At 67.2% G+C, this 19519-nt stretch carries 17 protein-coding genes; 4 read left to right on the top strand and 13 right to left on the bottom strand.

Going from position 1 to position 19519, the window contains the following annotated elements:
• Positions 1 to 71: 71 nt before the first annotated feature.
• Positions 72 to 968: a LysR family transcriptional regulator gene (locus tag PWS46_RS21250; RefSeq protein WP_434623344.1), complete on the top strand. Its 897-nt coding sequence runs from the start codon at positions 72 to 74 to the stop codon at positions 966 to 968.
• 15 nt (positions 969 to 983) lie between these two features.
• On the opposite strand, the gene PWS46_RS21245 is transcribed toward PWS46_RS21250, so the two are convergent.
• On the bottom strand, positions 984 to 2309 hold the full coding sequence (locus PWS46_RS21245; protein ID WP_434623343.1) for an NAD(P)/FAD-dependent oxidoreductase: 1326 nt from the start codon (positions 2307 to 2309) through the stop codon (positions 984 to 986).
• 245 nt (positions 2310 to 2554) lie between these two features.
• On the opposite strand from PWS46_RS21245, the gene PWS46_RS21240 reads away from it, so the two are divergent.
• Positions 2555 to 3031 (top strand): Lrp/AsnC family transcriptional regulator, encoded by a 477-nt coding sequence (locus tag PWS46_RS21240; protein ID WP_085086154.1) that lies wholly within the window; start codon positions 2555 to 2557, stop codon positions 3029 to 3031.
• Positions 3032 to 3095: 64 nt separating this feature from the next.
• On the opposite strand, the gene PWS46_RS21235 is transcribed toward PWS46_RS21240, so the two are convergent.
• The 7 genes from PWS46_RS21235 to PWS46_RS21205 all read right to left on the bottom strand — a co-directional run bounded on the left by PWS46_RS21235 (position 3096) and on the right by PWS46_RS21205 (position 11610).
• Positions 3096 to 4751, bottom strand: a complete 1656-nt coding sequence (locus PWS46_RS21235; RefSeq protein ID WP_434623342.1) for an ABC transporter ATP-binding protein — start codon at positions 4749 to 4751, stop codon at positions 3096 to 3098.
• Complete coding sequence (locus tag PWS46_RS21230) at positions 4751 to 5605, bottom strand: ABC transporter permease (protein ID WP_434623341.1); 855 nt, start codon at positions 5603 to 5605, stop codon at positions 4751 to 4753. Before PWS46_RS21230 ends, PWS46_RS21235 begins: the two co-directional genes overlap by 1 nt.
• Positions 5602 to 6552 carry an ABC transporter permease gene (locus tag PWS46_RS21225; RefSeq protein WP_434623340.1) on the bottom strand — a complete coding sequence of 317 codons (951 nt, stop codon included), beginning with the start codon at positions 6550 to 6552 and terminating at the stop codon, positions 5602 to 5604. Before PWS46_RS21225 ends, PWS46_RS21230 begins: the two co-directional genes overlap by 4 nt.
• Before the next feature lie 121 nt (positions 6553 to 6673).
• Positions 6674 to 8281: an ABC transporter substrate-binding protein gene (locus PWS46_RS21220; RefSeq protein WP_434623339.1), complete on the bottom strand. Its 1608-nt coding sequence runs from the start codon at positions 8279 to 8281 to the stop codon at positions 6674 to 6676.
• Between the two features lie 65 nt (positions 8282 to 8346).
• Complete coding sequence (locus PWS46_RS21215; protein WP_434623338.1) at positions 8347 to 9081, bottom strand: HAD-IA family hydrolase; 735 nt, start codon at positions 9079 to 9081, stop codon at positions 8347 to 8349.
• Between the two features lie 266 nt (positions 9082 to 9347).
• Positions 9348 to 10724: an aspartate aminotransferase family protein gene (locus PWS46_RS21210; protein WP_434623337.1), complete on the bottom strand. Its 1377-nt coding sequence runs from the start codon at positions 10722 to 10724 to the stop codon at positions 9348 to 9350.
• Between the two features lie 13 nt (positions 10725 to 10737).
• Positions 10738 to 11610 (bottom strand): GNAT family N-acetyltransferase, encoded by an 873-nt coding sequence (locus PWS46_RS21205; RefSeq protein WP_434623336.1) that lies wholly within the window; start codon positions 11608 to 11610, stop codon positions 10738 to 10740.
• A gap of 354 nt (positions 11611 to 11964) precedes the next feature.
• On the opposite strand from PWS46_RS21205, the gene PWS46_RS21200 reads away from it, so the two are divergent.
• Together PWS46_RS21200 and PWS46_RS21195 are read left to right on the top strand one after the other, a co-directional pair.
• A complete protein-coding gene (locus PWS46_RS21200; RefSeq protein WP_434623335.1) occupies positions 11965 to 12633 on the top strand; it encodes a haloacid dehalogenase type II in 669 nt (222 codons plus the stop codon).
• Between the two features lie 45 nt (positions 12634 to 12678).
• Complete coding sequence (locus tag PWS46_RS21195; protein ID WP_434623334.1) at positions 12679 to 13953, top strand: NAD(P)/FAD-dependent oxidoreductase; 1275 nt, start codon at positions 12679 to 12681, stop codon at positions 13951 to 13953.
• A gap of 139 nt (positions 13954 to 14092) precedes the next feature.
• On the opposite strand, the gene PWS46_RS21190 is transcribed toward PWS46_RS21195, so the two are convergent.
• Genes PWS46_RS21190 through PWS46_RS21170 form a run of 5 tightly spaced genes read right to left on the bottom strand, consistent with a single transcriptional unit; the run spans position 14093 to position 19484 of the window.
• Positions 14093 to 15553 carry an NAD-dependent succinate-semialdehyde dehydrogenase gene (locus tag PWS46_RS21190; RefSeq protein ID WP_434623333.1) on the bottom strand — a complete coding sequence of 487 codons (1461 nt, stop codon included), beginning with the start codon at positions 15551 to 15553 and terminating at the stop codon, positions 14093 to 14095.
• Positions 15554 to 15596: 43 nt separating this feature from the next.
• Positions 15597 to 16640, bottom strand: a complete 1044-nt coding sequence (locus PWS46_RS21185) for a tartrate dehydrogenase (RefSeq protein WP_434623332.1) — start codon at positions 16638 to 16640, stop codon at positions 15597 to 15599.
• Between the two features lie 28 nt (positions 16641 to 16668).
• Positions 16669 to 18141 carry an aldehyde dehydrogenase family protein gene (locus PWS46_RS21180; RefSeq protein WP_434623331.1) on the bottom strand — a complete coding sequence of 491 codons (1473 nt, stop codon included), beginning with the start codon at positions 18139 to 18141 and terminating at the stop codon, positions 16669 to 16671.
• A gap of 9 nt (positions 18142 to 18150) precedes the next feature.
• On the bottom strand, positions 18151 to 18504 hold the full coding sequence (locus PWS46_RS21175) for a cupin domain-containing protein (RefSeq protein ID WP_434623330.1): 354 nt from the start codon (positions 18502 to 18504) through the stop codon (positions 18151 to 18153).
• Positions 18505 to 18560: 56 nt separating this feature from the next.
• Positions 18561 to 19484: a 2-hydroxyacid dehydrogenase gene (locus PWS46_RS21170; protein ID WP_434623329.1), complete on the bottom strand. Its 924-nt coding sequence runs from the start codon at positions 19482 to 19484 to the stop codon at positions 18561 to 18563.
• Between the last annotated feature and the right edge of the window lie 35 nt (positions 19485 to 19519).

Raw genomic sequence — 19519 nt, 5'->3', positions numbered from 1 at the left:
GGTTCGGGTCGCTATAGTCGTGGCCGGGCTTTGCCGCCTCCCTCCCATTCCGCCAGCGCCCAGGACCGTGAATGCAAGCCCGCCAACTGGAAGTCTTCTGCATGCTGATGCGCTGTGGAACCGTGACCGGGGCGGCGGCGATGCTGAACATCTCGCAGCCGGCCTTGAGCCAGATCCTGCTGCATGCCGAGGATCAACTCGGCTTCAAGCTGTTCGACCGGGTGCGCGGGCGTCTGGTGCCGACGCAGGAGGCCAACGAGCTGTATCCGGAGGCCGAGCGCATCTTTGCCGAACTCGGCGCCCTGCGCCGGCGCACGGTCGACATGCGCCATGGCCGCACCGGACTGGTCCGTCTCGCCGCTTCCGCCCCGCCTTCCATGTCCATCGTTCCCAAGGCGTTGACGGCCTTCCGTGAGGCGCATCCCGACATCGTCGTGCGGTCGCTGGTCGCGCCGGTCGCCAGCATTCTGGACATGCTGCGCAGCGGTGATGTCCTGCTGGGGGTGGCGATGAACGACATGCCCCACCACGATCTTGATGTCGAAACGGTGGGCCATGCGGAACTGGTCTGCCTTCTGCCGGAGGGGCATCGGTTGGCCCGGAATGCCGAAGTCGGCTTTGCCGACCTGGTGGAGGAAACGCTGATTTCCTACCGCGTGGACACGCTGCCCGGCCGGTTGTTGGCGGGTGCGGTCGAGGCGGAGGGCGGCGTTTATGCCCCGGCGGTGGAAATCGACCTCTCGATCACAGCGCTGCCCTACGTGCGGGAGGGGATCGGCGTGGCGGTCGTCGACGGGCTTCTGCCGTGGAATCAGTTCTCCGGCATCGTTCAGCGGCCCTTCCGCCCGAGCATCCGCGTGCCCATCACCATCCTGACCAGCAAGGAACGGCCGCTGTCGGGCAGCCATGATCTGATGCGCGACTGCCTGCGCCGGGCCGCCCGCTCTCTGGTGCCGGGCGGCGCCTGACGGCTCAGGCAAAGTTCAGAAATCGGCGACCTTGCCGGCGGAGAAGCCGGCGAAGCGGTCGGGGTGATAGGGCTTGGGATCGACGATCGGCGCCTGATCGGTGACGAGGTCGGCGATCAGGTGGCCGGCGCCTGGGCCGATGCCGAAGCCGTGGCCGCTGAAACCGGCGGCGAGGATCAGGCCGGGCAGGCTGCCGACTTCGCCGATGGCTGGCACGCCGTCGGGCGTGCTGTCGATGTAGCCGGCCCAGGCGGCGGTGACCGGCGCGCCCTTCAGGCCGGGCAGCAGGGCCATGGCCCGCTCGTGGGTCAGGCGGATGGTGCTGCGGTCCGGCGTGGGGTCGAGCACCCGCACCCGCTCCATCGGCGTCGGGCGGTCGAGCCGCCAGCGCCGCAGTGTCTCATGGCCTGAGCGCATCCCCTCCAGCCCGCCGGGCATCAGGCTGCGCCAGCGCCGGCTGAACATCGGCATGAATTGCGGCGAGAAGCGGATCTGCTGCATGGTCGGATCGAGGCGCCCGCGTCCGCTGATCGCCAGCGTGTGGCCGCCGTCGCCGCGCCGGGTGACCGACACCGCGGCGGTGTGCAGAGCGTCGGGAAGCCCCGTGGGGCTGGGACCGACCGACAGGATCGACGAGCGGATGGAGGCGAGCGGGAAGCGCACGCCGATCTGGTGACAGAAGGAGGAGGCCCAGGCCCCGCCTGCCAGGACCACCAGCTTGGTGCGGATCGTGCCCATTTCGGTGACGACGCCGCTGACCCGCCCGCCGCTGGTTTCCAGCCCGCGCGCGGCGCAGCCCTGATGCACCGTGCCGCCCAGCGTCATGATCGCCCGCGCCACGGCGGGAGCCGCGCGGGCCGGATCGGCGATGCCGTCCGACGGCGAGAAGACGCCGCCCTTCCAGGGCTTTCCGGTTGCCCGGCCGCGCTCGGCGGCCTCGGCGCCGTTCAGCATGTGGGTGGTGACGCCGACCGTCCGGGCGAAGTCGCGCCAGCGCGCCCAGCCGGCCAACTCCTGATCGTCATTGCTGAGATAGAGCAGACCGCAGCGGCTGAAGCCGGTGTCCTCCCCGGTTTCGGCGGCAAAGCGCTCCCACAAATCGAGGCTCTTGGTCGCCATCGGCAGTTCCCGCGCATCGCGGTTCTGCTGCCGGCACCAGCCCCAGTTGCGGCTGGACTGCTCCGCCCCGACCCGCCCCTTCTCCACCAAGGCCACCGACAGTCCGCGCCGGGCCAGAAAGTAGGCCGCCCAGACGCCGACGATGCCGCCGCCGATCACGACGACGTCGGCCTGTTCGGGCAGCTTCGGGGAGGACGCGATGGTTTGCAATGGGGCTGGCATTGGACGGGTCTCCGATTTCGGCATTGCGCCATCTAGCCACGCCACACGGGCCGGCAGGCGCTGCTTTGGCCGATTCAACGGCATTATCTTCTGTCGTTGGCGTAAGTCATGATGCTTTGTTCTGCCGGGGACCTGCGTCTTGGTCATCGACAGGCAGGCGGCGCGTGCTAAGCTGATCGGGTCAGGTCGGCAGAATTTTCTGCTGTCGTTTTCCGTTTCCCGCCCTCGAACCGGATGGGTTCCCCATGAAGCTGGACCGCATCGACATCAAGATTCTGCATCAGCTCCAGAAGAACGGCCGGATCACCAACGTGGAGTTGGCCGAGCTGGTGAACCTGTCGCCCAGCCCCTGCCTGATGCGGGTCAAGAAGCTGCAAGCCGAGGGCTACATCGAAGGCTACACGGCGCAGATCAACGTCAGCAAACTCGGCCAGACCCTGACAGTCTTCACCGAGGTGACGCTGAAGAACCACCGGCAGGTCGATTTCGCCCGCTTCCTGGCCGCCGTCAAGAAGATCGAACAGATGCTGGAATGCCATCTGGTGTCCGGCGGCTACGACTACATGCTGAAGTTCGTCACGTCCGGCATCGGCGAGTATCAGGAGATCATGGAGAAGCTGACCGACATGGACATCGGCATCGACAAGTATTTCAGCTATGTCGTGCTGAAGTCGCCGATCGTGCGGGCCCATATGCCGCTGACCACGCTGTTTCCGATGTGAGGGCTTGTCCGGTGGAACCGCCGCATCCCGCGCGGCGGCGAACCGCGCGGAATGGAGGGGGCGGTCAGGCGACCCGCATCCGTTCGGGGTCGATGTCCAGCGTGTCGAGCCAGGTCGGGTCCAGCTTCGGAACCGACGAGAACAGCAGCTGCGAATAGGGATGCTGCGGCTGCTGCCGGGCGGAGGGGACGATGGTCTCCACCGCCTGACCGCGATACATCACGATGATCTCGTCACAGATCGCCTCGATCACCGACAGGTCGTGGCTGATGAAGACATAGGACAGGCCAAGCTCGCGCTGCAGCTCCTTCAGCAGATCGATGATCGTCGATGCGACGACGGTGTCGAGGGCAGAGGTGATCTCGTCGCACAGGATCAGCTTCGGTTCGGCGGCGAGCGCTCGGGCGAAATTCACCCGCTGCTTCTGGCCGCCCGACAGTTCAGCCGGAAGGCGGTGGCGTAGGGCGCGGGGCAGGCGGACCATGTCCATCAGCGCATCGATCCGCGCATCGCGGGCCTTGCCGCGCAGGCCGTGATAGAAGGTCAGCGGGCGGCCGAGGATATCCTCGATCGACTTGGCCGGGTTCAGCGCCGTGTCGGCATGCTGGAAGACGATCTGAAGATCGCGCAGCTGCTCGCGGCTGCGCTGGCGGGCGCTGTGCCACAGTTCGCGCCCGTCGAACTGGATATCGCCGTTGCAGGCCGGCAGGATGCCGGCGATGGCGCGTGCCAGGGTCGATTTTCCGCAGCCGGACTCCCCGATGATGCCCAGGTTGGTGCCCCGCTTCACCTGCAGGCTCACCCCCTTGACCGCGAGGGCCAGCGGCATCCCGTTCGCCTGCGGCGGGCCGTAGCCGGCGCTCAGCGTCTTGATCTCCAGCAGCGGGGAGGCATCGGTGGCAAAGGCCTCCGCCGCGGCGACCCGTCCGCCGGTGTCGGGATGGAAGGCGTGAAGCAATTCCCTGGTATAGGGGTGGCTTGGGTGCGTCAGGATGTCGTGGACGCTGCCGGTTTCCTGCACCTCTCCGTGGCGCAGCACCATGATGCGGTCGGCGATCTGGGCGACGACGGCAAGATCGTGAGAGACATAGACGCAGGCGATCCGGCGCTTGGTGGTCACCGCCTTGAAGGCGCGCAGCACCTCGACCTGGGTGGTGACGTCGAGCGCCGTCGTCGGCTCGTCGAAGATCACCACCTTGGGATCGCCGATGAGGGCCATCGCCGCCGCCAGACGTTGCAACTGCCCGCCGGACACCTGATGCGGGTAACGGTCGCCGATGCTGTCGGGATTGGGCAGCGACAGGGCGCGGAACAGGTCGACCGCCCGTCGGCGGGCCTCGTCCGGCGGCATCAACTGGTGGATCCGCGTCACCTCGATGACCTGATCCATGATCGTCGCCGCCGGGTTGAAGGCCGCCGCCGCACTCTGCGGCACATAGGCCACGACCGTGCCGCGCAGGGCCGCCCGCTGTTTTTCCGAAAGGGTCACCATGTCATGGCCGTCGACCAGCACCGTGCCGCCGGAGATCCGGCAGCCGGGACGCGCGTAGCCCAGCAGGGTCATCGCGGCGGTGGTCTTGCCCGACCCGCTTTCGCCGATGAAGGCGACGGTCTCGCCGGCGGCGATGTCGAGGTCGATGCCCTTCAGGATCTGGAGCCAGCGGCCGGAATCGGTGGTGGCCTCGACCGTCAGGCCGCGGATTTTGACGAGGTTCGTCATCAGGAGGCACTCCGGTCCCGAATCTTCCGCGGAAGATTGTCGATCAGCAGATTGACGCTGATGGTCAGGGTGGCGATGGCCAGCGATGGCACGATCACGGCGGGCGCCGCGAAGGGCAGGCCGCCGATGTTCTCGCGCACCAGCGCGCCCCAGTCGGCGTAGGGCGGCTGGACCCCCAGACCCAGGAAGGACAAGCCCGACAGCAGCAGCACGATGAAGACGAAGCGCAGGCCAAGATCGGCCAGAACCGGACCGACGATGTTGGGCAGGATCTCCGACCCGATCAGGTAGGGCAGGCTTTCCCCGCGGATGCGGGCGACCATGATGAAGTCCATGGTGTCGATGTTGACCGCCAGCGAGCGGCTGAAACGGTAGGCTCCGGGGATGTAGATGACCGACAGCGTCAGGATCAGCACCGGGATCGACGACCCCACCGCAGCCACCACCATCAGGCCGAACAGCTTGCTCGGGATGGAATTCATAGCATCGAGCACCCGGCTCACCACCATGTCCACCGGCCCGCGCAGCACGGCGGAGGTCATGCCCAGCACGACGCCGGAGAAGCAGGCGATGAAGACGGCGGCCAGCGAGATGCCGACGGTGTAGCGGGTGCCGTAGATGATGCGGGACAGCATGTCACGGCCGAGATAATCCGACCCCAGCCACAGTCCGGGCCTCATCGGGCCGAAGTAATCGAGGTCGACCATGTCGCCCACGGAGTGAGGGGCGAGGTAGGGGGCGAACAGGGCGACCAGCGCCCAGAACAGAACCACGCAGAAACTGACCAGGCCTACCGGATTGATCCTGTAGCCGGACCATGTTGCGAGGGAGCCGGTGGAGGTGTGTGTCTTCATCGGAGCCTCGGGTTCGACAGGATGGCGACGATGTCGGCGGCGGTGATCAGGATCAGATAGCCCACGCAGAAGATCATCGCGCAGGACTGGATCAGCGGCAGGTCGCGGGTGGACACCGCGTCCACCATCAGCTTGGCGATGCCGGGATAGTTGAAGATCGTCTCGACGATGATGACGCCACCCACCAGATAGGACAGTGACAGCGCCACCGCGTTGGAGATCGGGCCGAGCGCGTTGGGCAAGGCATGGCGCAGGACCAGCCGCGGGCGCGACGCGCCTTTCAGCAGCGCCATCTCGACATAGGGCGTGTTCAGCGTTTCGATCACGGCGGCGCGGCTCATGCGGATCATCTGCGCCGAAACCCCGAAGGTCAGCGTGATGACCGGCATGGCATAGGCCCGCATGAGCCCGGCGAAACTGTCGACATTGTAGGTGAAGGACAGGGCCGGCAACCATTTCAGGTAAACGGCGAACACCAGGACGGCCAAGGTCGCCAGCACGAATTCCGGAACCGAGATGACGCCGATGGTGGCGATGGTGACGATACGGTCATACAGCGTGCCCCGCCACATGGCGGCGGTGATGCCGAGCGTCAGCGCAAGCGGAACCGTGATCAGGGTGGTCAGGCCGGCAAGCTTCAGCGTGTTGAGCAGCCGCCCGCCGATCAGCGTCGCCACCGGCATATGGTTGGCGTAGGAGATGCCGAGATCGCCCTGGAACAGCCCGCCGATCCAGTAGAAGAAGCGCAGCAGGGCCGGTTCGTCGAGGTGCATGGCCGTGCGCAGGCCGGCGATCGCTTCCGGCGTCGCCGCCTGACCCAGCAGGATGGTCGCCGTATCGCCGGGCAGCAGTGTTGTGGCGAAGAAGACCGCGAAGGACACGATGGTCAGGGTGACCAGCGCGATGAACAGCCGGCCGAGGATAAGGGAGGGAACGCGTGATGTCATGGCTGGCCTCCGCATGGTGAGGCGCCCCCGGAGGGCTTGCCCGGATGGGCGGCGACGAGAGGGGCCACGGCGGGACGGGACGGTCGGGCCATCGCCCGCCCCGTCCCGCCGATCCATCATATCAGGCTGCCAGCCAGACATATTCGGCGAACGCGTAGCCCATCATGCCGCCCAGCGGGTTGGCTTCCAAGCCCTTCAGCTTGCTGGTGATGGCGTCCACGTTGGAGATGTAGGCGGGGATGATGGTGCCGGCCTCTTCGGAGATCATCACCTGCATCTGGTCGTACAGTTCCTTGCGCTTGGCCCAGGCGAGCGTGCCGCGCGCTTCGAGCATCAGCTTGTCGAATTTCTCGGACTTGTACTTGCTCTCGTTCCACGGCGCTTCGGAGGCGTAGAGCAGGGAGAAGAGGATGTCCGGCGTCGGGCGCGGGTTGATGTTGCCGAAATGGATCGGCGCCTTCAGCCAGTAGTTGCTCCAATAACCGTCGGACGGCACGCGCTGGACGTCGAGCTTCATGCCGATGTCGGCGCCGGCGGCCTGGATCACCATGGCCATGTCGACGGCGGACGAGGCGGCATCGGACGTGATCACCGGGATAGACTGCCCCAGCACACCCGCCTTCTTGAACAGCGACTTGGCCCGTTCCGGATCGAAGGCCTTGGGCTTCAGCGCAGCGTTGTGGTAGGGGCTGGCCGGGGACACCGGCTGATCGTTGCCGACCTCGCCGAAGCCGCGCAGGGCCGATTTCACGATCTGCTCGCGGTTGACGAGATATTTCATCCCGTCCACGAAATCCTTGCGGCTGCCCGGCTCCATGTCCAGGCGGATGTTCAGGTCGGTGTAGTTGCCGGACGTCGTCTTGGACAGGGTGAAGCCCTGCTGGCCGTCGACCAGGCGCGTGGAGCGCGGGTTGATCGCCGCGGCCAGATGGATGTCGCCGGACAGCAGCGCGTTGACACGGGCGTTGTCGTCGCTGATGGCGAAGAACTCGAAGGAATCGACGTACGGGCCACCCTTCCAGTAATTGGGGTTGCGCACGCCGACGGAGCGCACGCCCGGCTCGAAGCTCTTGCAGATGAAGGCGCCGGTGCCGTTGCCCTTGGAGAAGTCGGTGGTGCCGTCGGCCACGATCATGAAGTGATGCATGGCCAGGATGGTCGGCAGGTCGGCGTTCGGGGTGGCCAGCGTGATGGCGACGGTGTTCTTGTCGACCGCCTTGATGTCGGTCATCTGGGCGGCGATCTTCGCGACCTTGGACCCGACGGCCGGATCGAGATGGCGCTTCAGCGAGAACACCACGTCGTCGGCGGTCAGCGACTTGCCGTCGTGGAAGGTCACGCCCTTGCGCAGCTTGATCGTCCAGGTCTTGGCGTCTTCGGTATCGACCGACTGGGCCAGCTCCATCTTGGGGATGCCGGCCTTGTCGAGGAAGGTCAGGCGGTTGTAGAAGGCACAGCAGCGGACATAGTCGGTCGACAGCGACGCCTTCGCCGGGTCGAGCGTGTCGGCGGTGGATGACGACCAGCCGGCGGCCTTCAGCGTGCCGCCCTTCACCGGTTCCTCGGATACCGCGGCGCTGGCGCGGCCCACGAGGAAATTGGCGGCGGTGAGCGATACGCCCCCCGCCAGCAGCATCTTGAGCAGATCGCGGCGGTTGGCCCCGCGCCGGATGGCGCTTTCGACCATGCTGTCGTCGATCCGGGTCCAGCTGTCAGGCGTCTTTGTCATGCTAGCCTCGCTCTGTTCGTGTGTTGTCTGTTTCTTATTTTTTGGCGCGCTCCGGTTTGGTCCGGTTACGCGGAGACCGTCTTCGGCTCTGCCGCCGCCGCGTCGACGGCATCGGCCAGTTCCGCCATCGAGCGGAAATGGAAATCGGGTTCGGTGAACTCTGCGGGCTCGATGGTGCCGCCATAGCCCTTCTGCGCATGACGCCGCTGGATCCAGCAGTTGGTCATGCCGAGGCGACGCGAGACTCCGATGTCGTGATACTGGCTCTGGGCGACGTGCAGGATGTCGTCCTTGCTTCCGCCGTCGTGCTCGACGAAATCGAACACCTGCTGGAAGAAGGCGGGGTCGGGCTTCTCGACGCCGGTGTCGTCGGCGGTGAAGCCGGCATAGAAGGGATCGCCCAACTCACGGGAGAAATGGGTGAAGGCCCAGCGCCGCGCATTGGTCATCGCGATCAGCTTGTAGCGCTTGGCCAGCCGGGCCATGGCGTCCCTGCTGTCGGGGAAAGCGGCCCAGGAGGCCGCGGAATCGCGCAGGCGCTCACCGTACTGTGTGCCGGCGGGAAGGCCCAACTGCGGCGCGATGACCGAATAGACCCGAACCAGATCGTCGGGGAACAGGCCGGTGGCGTCGGAGTAGCGCGCCTCGCGGTAGAGGGTCAGCGCCGCTTCGCCGTCCACCGTGGTCCCGGCCTCTGCCGCGATTGCGGCGAGGCAGTCCTTCAGGCCGGCTTCGAAGTCGATCAGGGTGCCGACGACGTCGAAGGTCAGATATTTGAAATTCAGCAGACTCTTGGGCAACGCACCAACTCCTCATCAAGGACCGCGTGGGAACCGTTCCGGTTCGGCGGGGCGTTTCAGGTCCGGCGGAATCGGCCGCCGGGGTGTCTTCTGGAGGTGGCCCTTCTGGAAATGGCCCCGCTGGAGAGGGGCCAAAGTTCCGGTCGTCTGTACCATCCAGTGTGGTCTATCGGCTTGACGCCTGTCTCTGAATATCGGCGCCGTACAGCAGAAAATGCTGGATACGGGGGTGTTCACGGATTCTTGCGCGGACGCGCCCTTTTCCCCTATCGCATCGCCCGGCGGACGTCGGGGTCCTCCAGCGTCTGGTCGAGTGTTTGGGCCGTGCGCTCCAGGATCGCGTCGATGTCGTCGTCGGTGCAGCAGAGCGGCGGGGCATAGCCCAGTACGCCGTTCGCGAAGGCGCGGATGACCAGCCCGTTGGTCCAGGCGCGGTCGAAAATCCGCCGGGACGGCTCGGCGGCGGCCGGCAGCGGGGTCTTGCGCTCCTTGTCCACCACCAGTTCGATGGCGGCCAGCATGCCGCGTCCGCGCACGTCGCCGACCAGCGGATGATCGCGCAGGGCCTGCAGTCCCGCCATCAGCCGGGCGCCGGCCTTGACGCCGTTGGCCAGCAGGCCGTCCTCGTACAGCCGCAACGCCTCAAGCCCCACCGCGGCACTGACGGGGTGGGCGGAGTAGGTGTAGCCATGGCCGACCGCGGCGGCGCCTGCGGCATCGGCGATGGTGGCATAAACCGCGTCCGACAGGAAGACCGCCCCCATCGGCACATAGCCGGAGGTCAGGCCCTTCGCCGTGGTCATCAGGTCGGGGACCACGCCGTCGTCGGTGCAGGCGAACAGCGGGCCGGTGCGGCCGAAGCCGGTAATCACCTCGTCCGCGACGAACAGGATGCCCAGGCTGCGGCAACGGTCGCACATCGCCTTCATCCAGCCGTCGGGCGGAACCAGGACGCCGCCCGAGCCCTGGATCGGTTCGGCATAGAATGCGGCGACCCGCTCCGGCCCGCCGATCTCGGCGATCTTGGCGTCGAGAGCCGCCAGCGAGGAGGCGATGATCGCGTCCGCATCGTCGCCGACCGGATTGCGGTAGGCGTAGTGCGACGGAATCTTATGCTGCCAGTCGAACGGCACGCCGAAGCCGGCATGGAAGGCGGGCAGGGCGGTCAGCCCGGCGCCGACCGTGGAGGAGCCGTGATAGCCCTGCTCGATCGAGATGAACTGGTCGCGCTGCGGCTGGCCCTTGGCCTGCCAGTAGTAGCGGATGAAGCGGATGGTGCTGTCCACCGCGTCCGAGCCGCCGAGCGTGAAGAAAACGTGGTTCAGGTCGCCGGGGGCGCGTTCGGCCAGCGCCGCCGCCAGCCGGATCGCCGGTTCGCTGCCGAGCCCGAAATAGCCGGTGGCGTAGGGCAGTTCCTGCATCTGGCGGGTGGCGGCCTCGACGAGGCTCTTCTGCCCATAGCCAGCATTGACGCACCACAGGCCGGCGAAGCCGTCCACCAGCCGATGGCCGGACGTGTCGGTGAGGGTCGCCCCGGAGCCGGAGGCGATCACCCGGACGCCGGCCTTCTCATGGCCGCGGTATGAGGCGACGGGATGCACCAGATGGGCACGGTCGAGTTCGATCAGGGAATTGCTGAGCATGGTCCTCTCCGGATCAGCCGAGTGCCTGGCTGGCGAGCGCGAAAGTCGAAACGGCGGCCGGCGATGCAGGCGCCGATGGGGTGGGAGCGGCGCGGCGCATGGCGATGCCGCCGCCGACATGACGCAGACCGCAGTCGGTCAGCCAAGGGCCGAGGCCGGTGTCCGCGGTGGTGTCCACCCGCAGGAATTTGCCGGCATTTGCGGCGATGATCGGGCAGATCAGGGCCTTGGCGCCGTCCGCATCGGGCGCCACCACCGGGCCGATGACCTGACCGCGGCCGAAGTCGCGCAGGGCGGCGAAGCCGACGGGAACACCGTGCCGGCGCAGAAGCGTGAAGGATCCGATCTCGGCGAAACGCTTCAGCAGCAGGTTGCGGTCGGCGCCGAAGGCCTGCCGGTCGAGGGCGGCGATGGCGGCGCGGTCGTCGGTGTTGGCCGGGGCGACGTCTTCCATTGCAACCACTGACATCGGACTGGCCTCCCCCTGGTGCTGAAGGACGGTGCCGATTTCGTGGAAGCCCAGCTTTTCGTAAAGCGGCAGCCCGTCGGTCGTGGCGACGAGGCGCAGAGGGCGGTCTCCGGCGAGGGCCATCGCCTCGTCCATCAGGCGGCGGCCAAGGCCCAGCCCGCGCCAGCCTTCATCGACGATGACCATGTTGATGGTGGCGGCATCCTCGCCATAGGGGGTCAACAGCACCGTGCCGACCACCTGCGACGTCTCCGCGTCCACGGCGACCAGTCCCCGGCTCAGCGAAAGGGTCAGCGACCAGTCTTCCAGGCGGTGCGGCCATTGCGCCTGCCGCGACAGGACCAGCGCATCCTCGAGATGCTTGGGCTGGAAAGCCAGACAGTGAACCGCTTTTTTGGGAACCGTATTCTTGCTCATGGGCAGTCCTTTCACCCTCTGCCCCAAGAGTGAGCTTAGCGCCCCCGGACGTTCGTCTGAAGGCGACGCCCGCCGCGATATCTTCCACCTTTGCTTCGGCGGCCGGCCGCATCTTATGCCGTGACTGGAGCGGCCGATGCCGCGGATGGGGTGCCTGGCGCCGGTTTTGGGCGCCGGATCGCCGCCCCGCTCCCAACCAAATGCTGAGCGTCGAGACGGAAACGGAACTTTGTGCTTTCGCGCCGGGCAATTCGGTCAGGCCCGGCATTGCGGCGACGCTAGGATCATGGGGCAGGGCCGAACGCGCCCTCCGCCATTCCCTTCCCACCGCCCCCCAATTCCGAGGAAGCAGCCATGAGCCAGTTCCGGCCGAAATACGTCACCTTCGATTGCCACGGCACGCTGATCAACTTCCAGATGGCCGAAGCCGCCCGCGATCTGTACGGACCGATCCTCGACGAGGCGCGGATGACGGAGTTCATCAAGAACTTCGCCGCCTACCGTCTCGACGAGATCATGGGCGACTGGAAGCCCTACGCCGAGGTCGTGCACAATTCGCTGGAGCGCACCTGCAAGCGCAACAATGTCGTCTTCCGCGACGAGGACGCGCGCATGGTCTATGAGCGGGTTCCGACCTGGGGGCCGCACCCGGACGTGCCGGCCGGGCTGGCCAAGGTCGCCAAGGAAATCCCGCTGGTTATCCTGTCCAACGCCATGAACGACCAGATTCCGTCGAACGTGGCGAAGCTGGGCGCGCCCTTCCATGCCGTCTACACCGCCGAACAGGCCCAGGCCTACAAGCCGCGCTTCCAGGCGTTCGAATACATGTTCGACATGCTCGGCTGCGGGCCGGAGGACATCCTGCATTGCTCCTCCTCCTTCCGCTACGACCTGATGTCGGCGCATGATCTGGGGATCCGCAACAAGGTCTGGGTCAACCGCGGCCACGAACCGGCCAACCCCTATTACGGCTATACCGAGATCCGCGACATCTCCGGCCTGCCCGGCGTGGTCGGGCTGTAAGGGACGCTTTTCACGGTTCAGGCTGCAATGGGAAGGACCCGGGTCATGAAATTCGTCTCCTACTGGCACGACACCGCTCCAGCCTTCTCGGGCGGGGCCGAGGGAACTGTCGAGGGCCAGTACGACGTCGCCATCGTCGGAGGGGGGTTCACCGGCCTGGGTGCCGCCCGCCAGTTGGCGAAGGCCGGTGCACGGGTGATCGTGCTGGAGGCCGGTCGCATCGGCGGCGGCGCGTCGGGGCGCAACGGCGGGCACCTCAACAACGGTTTGGCGCACAGCTTCATCGCCGCCAAGACCGCCCTGGGAACGGAGCGCGCCATCGCGCTCTATCGCGCCTTCGACCAGTCGATCGAAACGCTGGAGGCGCTGATCGCCGAAGAGGGGATCGACTGCAATTTCCGCCATGCCGGCAAGCTGAAGCTGGCCTCGAAGCCGGCGCATTTCGAGGCGATCGCCCGCAACTTCGAAGTCGTGCACCGCGAGGTCGATCCCGACACCGCGCTGCTGAGCGCCGAGGATCTGAAGGGGGAGGTCGGCTCGCCCTTCTACGGCGCGATGCTGTCGCGCAAGAGCGCGATGATGCATATGGGCCGCTTCGTCGTCGGGCTGGCTGATGCGGCCAAGCGGCATGGCGCGGTGCTGGTCGAGAACGCGCCGGTCGGCGCCATCACCCGGACGGGCGACCGCCACACGCTGTCCACGCCGCGCGGAACGGTGACCGCCAAGGAGGTGCTGGTCGCCACCGGCGCCTACACCACGCCGAATTTCAGCCATTTCCGCCGCCGGATCATATCGGTCGGCAGCTTCATCATCGCCACCCGGCCGCTGAGCGACGGTGAGATCGCCTCGGTGGTGCCGGGCAACCGCACCTACGTCACGTCGATGAACATCGGCAACTACTTCCGCCTGTCGCCGGATCGGCGCCTGATCTTCGGCGGCCGGGCGCGCTTCTCGGCAACGTCCGACCAGCAATCCGACGCCAAGAGCGGCGCGATCCTGCGGGCGGGTCTGGCGCGGATCTTCCCGCAGATCGCCAGTATCGACATCGATTATTGCTGGGGCGGTCTGGTGGACATGACCAGCGACCGCTACCCGCGCGCCGGCTATCACGACGGCCTGTGGTACGCCATGGGCTATTCCGGTCACGGTGCGCAGCTGTCCACCCATCTCGGCATGACCATGGCCGACGCGATTCTGGGACGCGAGGACCGGAACCCGCTGAAGGGGCTGTCCTGGCCCGCGGTACCGGGGCATTTCGGCAAGCCCTGGTTCCTGCCGCTGGTGGGGCTGTACTACAAGGCGCTCGACCGGATTCAGTGACGTTGGGGTTTAAGTGGCACTCTCCCTCTCCCCCGGGGAGAGGGGCGGGGTGAGGGGGATGCACTGCAGGACCTTTGTGGAAATCCTGCCGCGCGTCCCCCTCACCCTAACCCTCTCCCCGGGGGGAGAGGGGACTTTGTCAGCCCAGCCCGCCGATGTGGAAGGTCTTCATCTCCAGATACTCTTCGATCCCCACCTGCGCGCCTTCGCGGCCCAGGCCGGACTGCTTGACGCCGCCGAAGGGGGCGACCTCGGTGGAGATCAGGCCGGTGTTCAGCCCGACCATGCCGGCCTCCAGCGCTTCGCCCACCCGCCAGGACCGTGCGAGGTTCTGGGTGTAGAAATAGGCGGCCAGTCCGAACGGCGTGGCGTTGGCGAGCGCGACGGCCTCCTCCTCCGTCTCGAAGCGGAACAGCGGCGCCACCGGGCCGAAGGTCTCCTCGTGGGCAAGCAGCATGTCGGTGGTGGCATCGGTCAGCACCAGCGGGGCGACATATTGCGGCCCTTCCGCAGCGACATCGGCGGCGGACGCGACGCGCGCCCCCTTGGACAGCGCGTCGGCGACGTGGCGCTCGATCTTCTCGACGGCGGCGGCGTTGATCATCGGGCCGATGGCGACCCCCGGCTCCAGCCCCGATCCTACCCGCATGGCGTTGACGCGGGCGACCAGACGGTCGCGGAAAGCGTCGTAGACGCCAGCCTGCACCAGGATGCGGTTGGCGCAGACGCAGGTTTGGCCGCCGTTGCGGAACTTGGAGAGGATGACTCCCTCCACCGCCTGATCGAGGTCGGCGTCGTCGAAGACGATGAAGGGGGCGTTGCCGCCCAGCTCCAGGCTCAGCCGCTTGATGCCGTCGGCGGCCCCGCGCATCAGCAGCGAGCCGACGCGGGTGGAGCCGGTGAAGGAGATCTTGCGGACGGTCTCGTTCGCCAGCAGTTCCTCGCCGATGGCTTCCGGCCGGCCGGTCAGGATGTTGATGACGCCGGCCGGGATGCCGGCCCGCTCGGCCAGCACGCCGAGCGCCAGCGCCGAGTAGGGCGTGAAGTCCGACGGCTTGATGACCACGGTGCAGCCGGCGGCCAGCGCAGGGGCCACCTTGCGGGTGATCATGGCGTTGGGGAAGTTCCACGGCGTGATGATGCCGCAGACGCCGACCGGCTCCTTCAACACGACGATGCGGCGGTCGGGCGTGGGGGAGGGGATGGTGGTCCCGCCGATCCTCCGCGCCTCCTCGGCGAACCATTTGACGAAGGAGGCGCCATAGCGGATCTCGCCCCGCGCCTCGTCCAGCGGCTTGCCCTGCTCCAGCGTCAGGAGGCGGGCCAGATCCTCCAGATTCTCGATCATCAGGGCGTGCCAGCGCTCCAGCAGCGCAGCGCGGTCGGCATGGGTGCGCCGCTTCCAGGCAGGGTAGGCCTCGGCAGCCGCGGCGATGGCGTCGCGGGCGTCGGTACCGTCCATGTCGGGAACGCTGCCGAGCGGGCGGCCGGTCGCCGGGTTCCGGACGTCGATGGTCCGTCCGGCAGCCCCGTCGCACCAGCGCCCGCCGATCAGCCCCTGTTCGCGGAACAGGGAGGGGTCCGTCAGGTGATGGGTCATGATCTTGTGTTTTCCGCTTCGGGTGAATTAAAGGCGACGGGGATCACGACAGCGCCGAAAGCACGGCGGCGGTGATCGCATCCGTCTTGTCCTTGCCGGGAACCGTGCCGATGCCGCGGCCGGTGGTGTCGCCCAGCGCTGCCATGACGCGGTCGGCGGCGGCCTTTTCCCCCAGATGCTCCAGCATCATCGCACCCGACCAGATGGCGGCGATCGGGTTGGCGATGCCGAGATGGGCGATGTCGGGGGCCGAGCCGTGCACCGGTTCGAACATCGACGGCGCCTTGCGGTCGGGGTTCAGGTTGGCCGAGGCGGCGAAGCCCAACCCGCCCTGGATCGCCGCACCCAGGTCGGTGAGGATGTCGCCGAACAGGTTGGAGGCGACGACGACGTCCAGGCTTTCCGGGGCGGTCACCATGCGCGCCGCCATGGCGTCGACGTGATAGCTGGTGACCTCGACGTCCGGGTGTTCGGCGGCCAGCTGGCGGGTGATCTCATCCCAGAAGACCATCGAATATTTCTGCGCGTTCGACTTGGTGACGGAGGCCAGCTTGCCGCGCCGGGCGCGGGCCTGGGCGAAAGCGAAGCGCAGGATGCGCTCCACCCCCATGCGGGTGAAGACGCCGGTCTCCACCGCCACCTCATGCGGCGTTCCCTGATGGATGCGCCCGCCGGCGCCGGCATATTCGCCTTCCGTGTTCTCACGGATGCACAGGATGTCGAAGCCGCCGCGTCGCAGCGGCCCCTCCACCCCCGGCAGCAGCCGGTGCGGGCGGACGTTGGCGTACTGGTCGAACGCCTTGCGGATGGGCAGCAGCAGCCCGTGCAGCGACACCGCATCCGGCACCTCCGCCGGCCAGCCGACCGCACCCAGCAGGATGGCGTCGTACTTGCGCAGCGTGTCGATGCCGTCGGCCGGCATCATCACGCCGGTTTCCTTGTAATGGGCGCAGGACCAGGGCATCTCGGTGCCGCTCAGTGCAAAGCCGGACTGCTTCGCCGCGGCCTGCAGGACTTCCCAGGCGGCATCGACCACGGGATGCCCGATGCCGTCGCCCTTGATGATCGCAATGTTGTGGGTTTTCATCGAACGTCCCTCACCTGCTTTGATTGGATTACAGGCCGATCAGCACGCTTTTGCTGCGGCGGTTGGCGAGATAGGCCTCGCGCCCCAGATCCTTGCCGATGCCGGAGCGCTTGTAGCCGCCGGTCGGCAGGATGTGGTCGCGCGAGCGGCCATAGCGATTGACCCACACCGTCCCGGCCTGCAGCCGCCGGGTCAGGCGGATGGCGCGCGACAGGTCGCGGGTGTAGAGCCCGGCGGCCAGCCCATAGATCGGATGGTCGGCCAGCGCCATCGCCTCTTCCTCGCTATCGAAGCTCTGCACGGTCAGGACCGGGCCGAAGATTTCCTCCATAACCGCTGTGGAGCTTTGATCGACACCGGCCAGCAGGGTCGGCGCGTAAAAATATCCGTCACCCTCCATCGGCGCACCGCCGGTCAGGCACTCCGCCGATCCGGTCAGCGAGGCCGACACGATGGAATGGATGCGGGCACGCTGCCGTTCGGAGATGATGGGGGAATAGCGGGTCTCCGCATCCCAGGTCGGGCCGGGGCGGACGGCGCGCATGTGGCCCAGGATCATGTCGATCAGCGGTTCGGCCACGCTGGCTTCGACCAGCAGCCGCGAGCCGGCGACGCAGGCCTGGCCGGCATTGGACAGCACGCTGGTGGCGATGGATGCTGCGGCCTTCTCCAGCTCGGCGTCGGCGAAGACGATTTGCGGGCTCTTGCCGCCCAGCTCCAGCGTCATCGGCTTGACGCCGCTGCGGGCGATGTCGGCCATGATCGCCGATCCCGCCGCCGTCGATCCGGTGAAGCTGACCTTGGCGATGCCGGGATGGCGGGTGATGGCCGCACCGGTGGTCGGGCCGTCGCCCTGGACGATGTTGATCAGACCGGCGGGAACGCCCGCCTTCACCGCCAGCTGCGCCAGCAGGACGGTGGAGAAAGGCGTCATCTCCGACGGCTTCAGCACCACCGCATTGCCGGCGGCCAGCGCCGGGCCGAGCTTCCAACCCGCCATCGACAGCGGAAAGTTCCACGGTGTGATGGCGCCGACGACGCCGTACGGCTCGGTCATCACCATGCCGAAGCTGCCGTCGTCGGTGGGGGCAAGGTCGCCGCCCTCCTTGTCGGCGAATTCGGCGAAGAAGCGGATCTGCTCCGCCGTCACCGCCACGTCGCCTGCAACGAGCTGCCCGACCGGGCGGGTGGAAGACAGCGCTTCCACCTTCGCCAGCGTCTCCGCCTCCTCCTCGATCAGGGCGGCCCAGCGCTGCAGCACGGCGGTGCGTTCCCGCGGGCGCACGCCGCCCCAGTTGCTGGATTTCAGCGCCGCTTGCGCTGTGGCGACCGCTTCGTCGACGAGGTCGTTTGAGGCCACCGGGCAGTCGGCATAGGCCCGACCGTCCGACGGGCGGTGCATGGGCAATTGGGGCAGCCCGTCCTCCGCCGGAATCAGGCGGTCGCCGATGAAATGGCCGATGGGCAGCGGCAGGCGGTCGGGGTCGAAGGACAGGCTCATGACGCGCCCTCAGGTGACGGTGATGTAGATCTTGCGGACCGTTTCGATGGTCTTCCACACCCCGGTGAAGCCCGGCTTCATCACGAAGCTGTCGCCCGCGCGGTAGACCACCGGCTCGCCGGCGTCCGGGGTGATTTCGACGACGCCGGACAGGATGTGGCAGAACTCGAAGGTTTCACCCTTGATCGAGCGGGTTTCGCCCGGCGTCGCTTCCCACACGCCGGTCTTGACGGTGTCGTCCTTGGCGGCGTCCTGCGCCCAGGTCTTGAAGGCGGGCGATCCGGCGATCAGCCGCTCCGGCATCGGGGTCGATTCACGCGGGGCGAAGGTCGGGGCGGTATCGATGGTCTTCAGCAGCGACATGGGAGAATCCTTGTTGGTGAGCGGCTGTGCCGCGGGAAGAAGAACGGGTGCCGGCGTCAATAGCCGCGCCGGGGGTCGACCAGACCCACCGGATCCTGTCCGGCGAAATGCCGGCGAAGGTTGCCGATGACCGCGCGCGCGGCGCCGTCCGGCTGGGTGATGCTGGCGATGTGCGGGGTCAGCACGATGTTCGGATGGGTCCAGAAGGGATGGTTGGCCGGCAGCGGCTCCGGATCCGTCACATCGACCACCGCCCCGGACAGTTGGCCGTTGTCGAGCGCGTCCAGCAGCGCCTCATGGTTCAGCTGCGGCCCACGCCCGGTGTGGACCAGCGCGGCACCCTTGGGCAGCTTGGCCAGCAGAGCCGCATCGAGGAACCCGCGCGTGTCGGACGTCAGCGGCAGCAGGACGATCAGGATGTCGGTCTCGGCCAACATCGCGTCGAGGCCGTCCGCGCCGTGATGGCAGGTCACGCCGTCGAGGTCGCGCGGCGAACGGCTCCAGCCCGCCAGCGGGAAACCGAAGGGCTTCAGCCGCTCCAGCACCGCCTGTCCCAGCACGCCCAGCCCCAGCACGCCGATCCTGCGTTGTGCCGCCTGCGGCTGGGGAAGGGGGCGCCAGACGCAGGCCGCCTGCTGGGCGCGGTAGGCCGGCATCTGGCGATGCAGGGTCAGAACCGCCAGCGTGGCGTATTCCTGCATCATCCGGACGATGCCGTCCTCCACCATGCGCACCACCTTCACGGACGGCGGCAGGGCGGTCATGGCGAACTGGTCGACCCCGGCCCCGATCGAGAAGACGATCTCCAGGTTGCGGTAGCGGGCGAGGTTGTCCGGGATGGTCCAGGTGATCAGGTAGCGCACCGCGTCGGGATCGACGGCGGCCGGATCCATCGAAAAGGGCAGGTCCGGCAGTTCGCGGGCGAAGGCCTCGGCGAAAATGGCGCCCCGCACGGCATCGGAATTGAACAGGAAGGTCATTTGAGTCCCTTTGGCGGCGCGCGGCTGGGTCGAGC

This window comes from Azospirillum sp. B2RO_4 (assembly GCF_051124815.1).
In the GTDB taxonomy this organism is placed as follows: Bacteria; Pseudomonadota; Alphaproteobacteria; order Azospirillales; family Azospirillaceae; genus Azospirillum.
This window is presented reverse-complemented; position numbering and strand designations above follow the sequence as displayed.

Excerpts from the sequence above, each read along its gene's own strand:
- PWS46_RS21250 (WP_434623344.1), top strand. The coding sequence starts at position 72 with ATGCAAGCCCGCCAACTGGAAGTCTTCTGCATGCTGATGCGCTGTGGA.
- PWS46_RS21245 (WP_434623343.1), bottom strand. The coding sequence starts at position 2,309 with ATGCCAGCCCCATTGCAAACCATCGCGTCCTCCCCGAAGCTGCCCGAA.
- PWS46_RS21240 (WP_085086154.1), top strand. The coding sequence starts at position 2,555 with ATGAAGCTGGACCGCATCGACATCAAGATTCTGCATCAGCTCCAGAAG.
- PWS46_RS21235 (WP_434623342.1), bottom strand. The coding sequence starts at position 4,751 with ATGACGAACCTCGTCAAAATCCGCGGCCTGACGGTCGAGGCCACCACC.
- PWS46_RS21230 (WP_434623341.1), bottom strand. The coding sequence starts at position 5,605 with ATGAAGACACACACCTCCACCGGCTCCCTCGCAACATGGTCCGGCTAC.
- PWS46_RS21225 (WP_434623340.1), bottom strand. The coding sequence starts at position 6,552 with ATGACATCACGCGTTCCCTCCCTTATCCTCGGCCGGCTGTTCATCGCG.
- PWS46_RS21220 (WP_434623339.1), bottom strand. The coding sequence starts at position 8,281 with ATGACAAAGACGCCTGACAGCTGGACCCGGATCGACGACAGCATGGTC.
- PWS46_RS21210 (WP_434623337.1), bottom strand. The coding sequence starts at position 10,724 with ATGCTCAGCAATTCCCTGATCGAACTCGACCGTGCCCATCTGGTGCAT.
- PWS46_RS21205 (WP_434623336.1), bottom strand. The coding sequence starts at position 11,610 with ATGAGCAAGAATACGGTTCCCAAAAAAGCGGTTCACTGTCTGGCTTTC.
- PWS46_RS21200 (WP_434623335.1), top strand. The coding sequence starts at position 11,965 with ATGAGCCAGTTCCGGCCGAAATACGTCACCTTCGATTGCCACGGCACG.
- PWS46_RS21195 (WP_434623334.1), top strand. The coding sequence starts at position 12,679 with ATGAAATTCGTCTCCTACTGGCACGACACCGCTCCAGCCTTCTCGGGC.
- PWS46_RS21190 (WP_434623333.1), bottom strand. The coding sequence starts at position 15,553 with ATGACCCATCACCTGACGGACCCCTCCCTGTTCCGCGAACAGGGGCTG.
- PWS46_RS21185 (WP_434623332.1), bottom strand. The coding sequence starts at position 16,640 with ATGAAAACCCACAACATTGCGATCATCAAGGGCGACGGCATCGGGCAT.
- PWS46_RS21180 (WP_434623331.1), bottom strand. The coding sequence starts at position 18,141 with ATGAGCCTGTCCTTCGACCCCGACCGCCTGCCGCTGCCCATCGGCCAT.
- PWS46_RS21175 (WP_434623330.1), bottom strand. The coding sequence starts at position 18,504 with ATGTCGCTGCTGAAGACCATCGATACCGCCCCGACCTTCGCCCCGCGT.
- PWS46_RS21170 (WP_434623329.1), bottom strand. The coding sequence starts at position 19,484 with ATGACCTTCCTGTTCAATTCCGATGCCGTGCGGGGCGCCATTTTCGCC.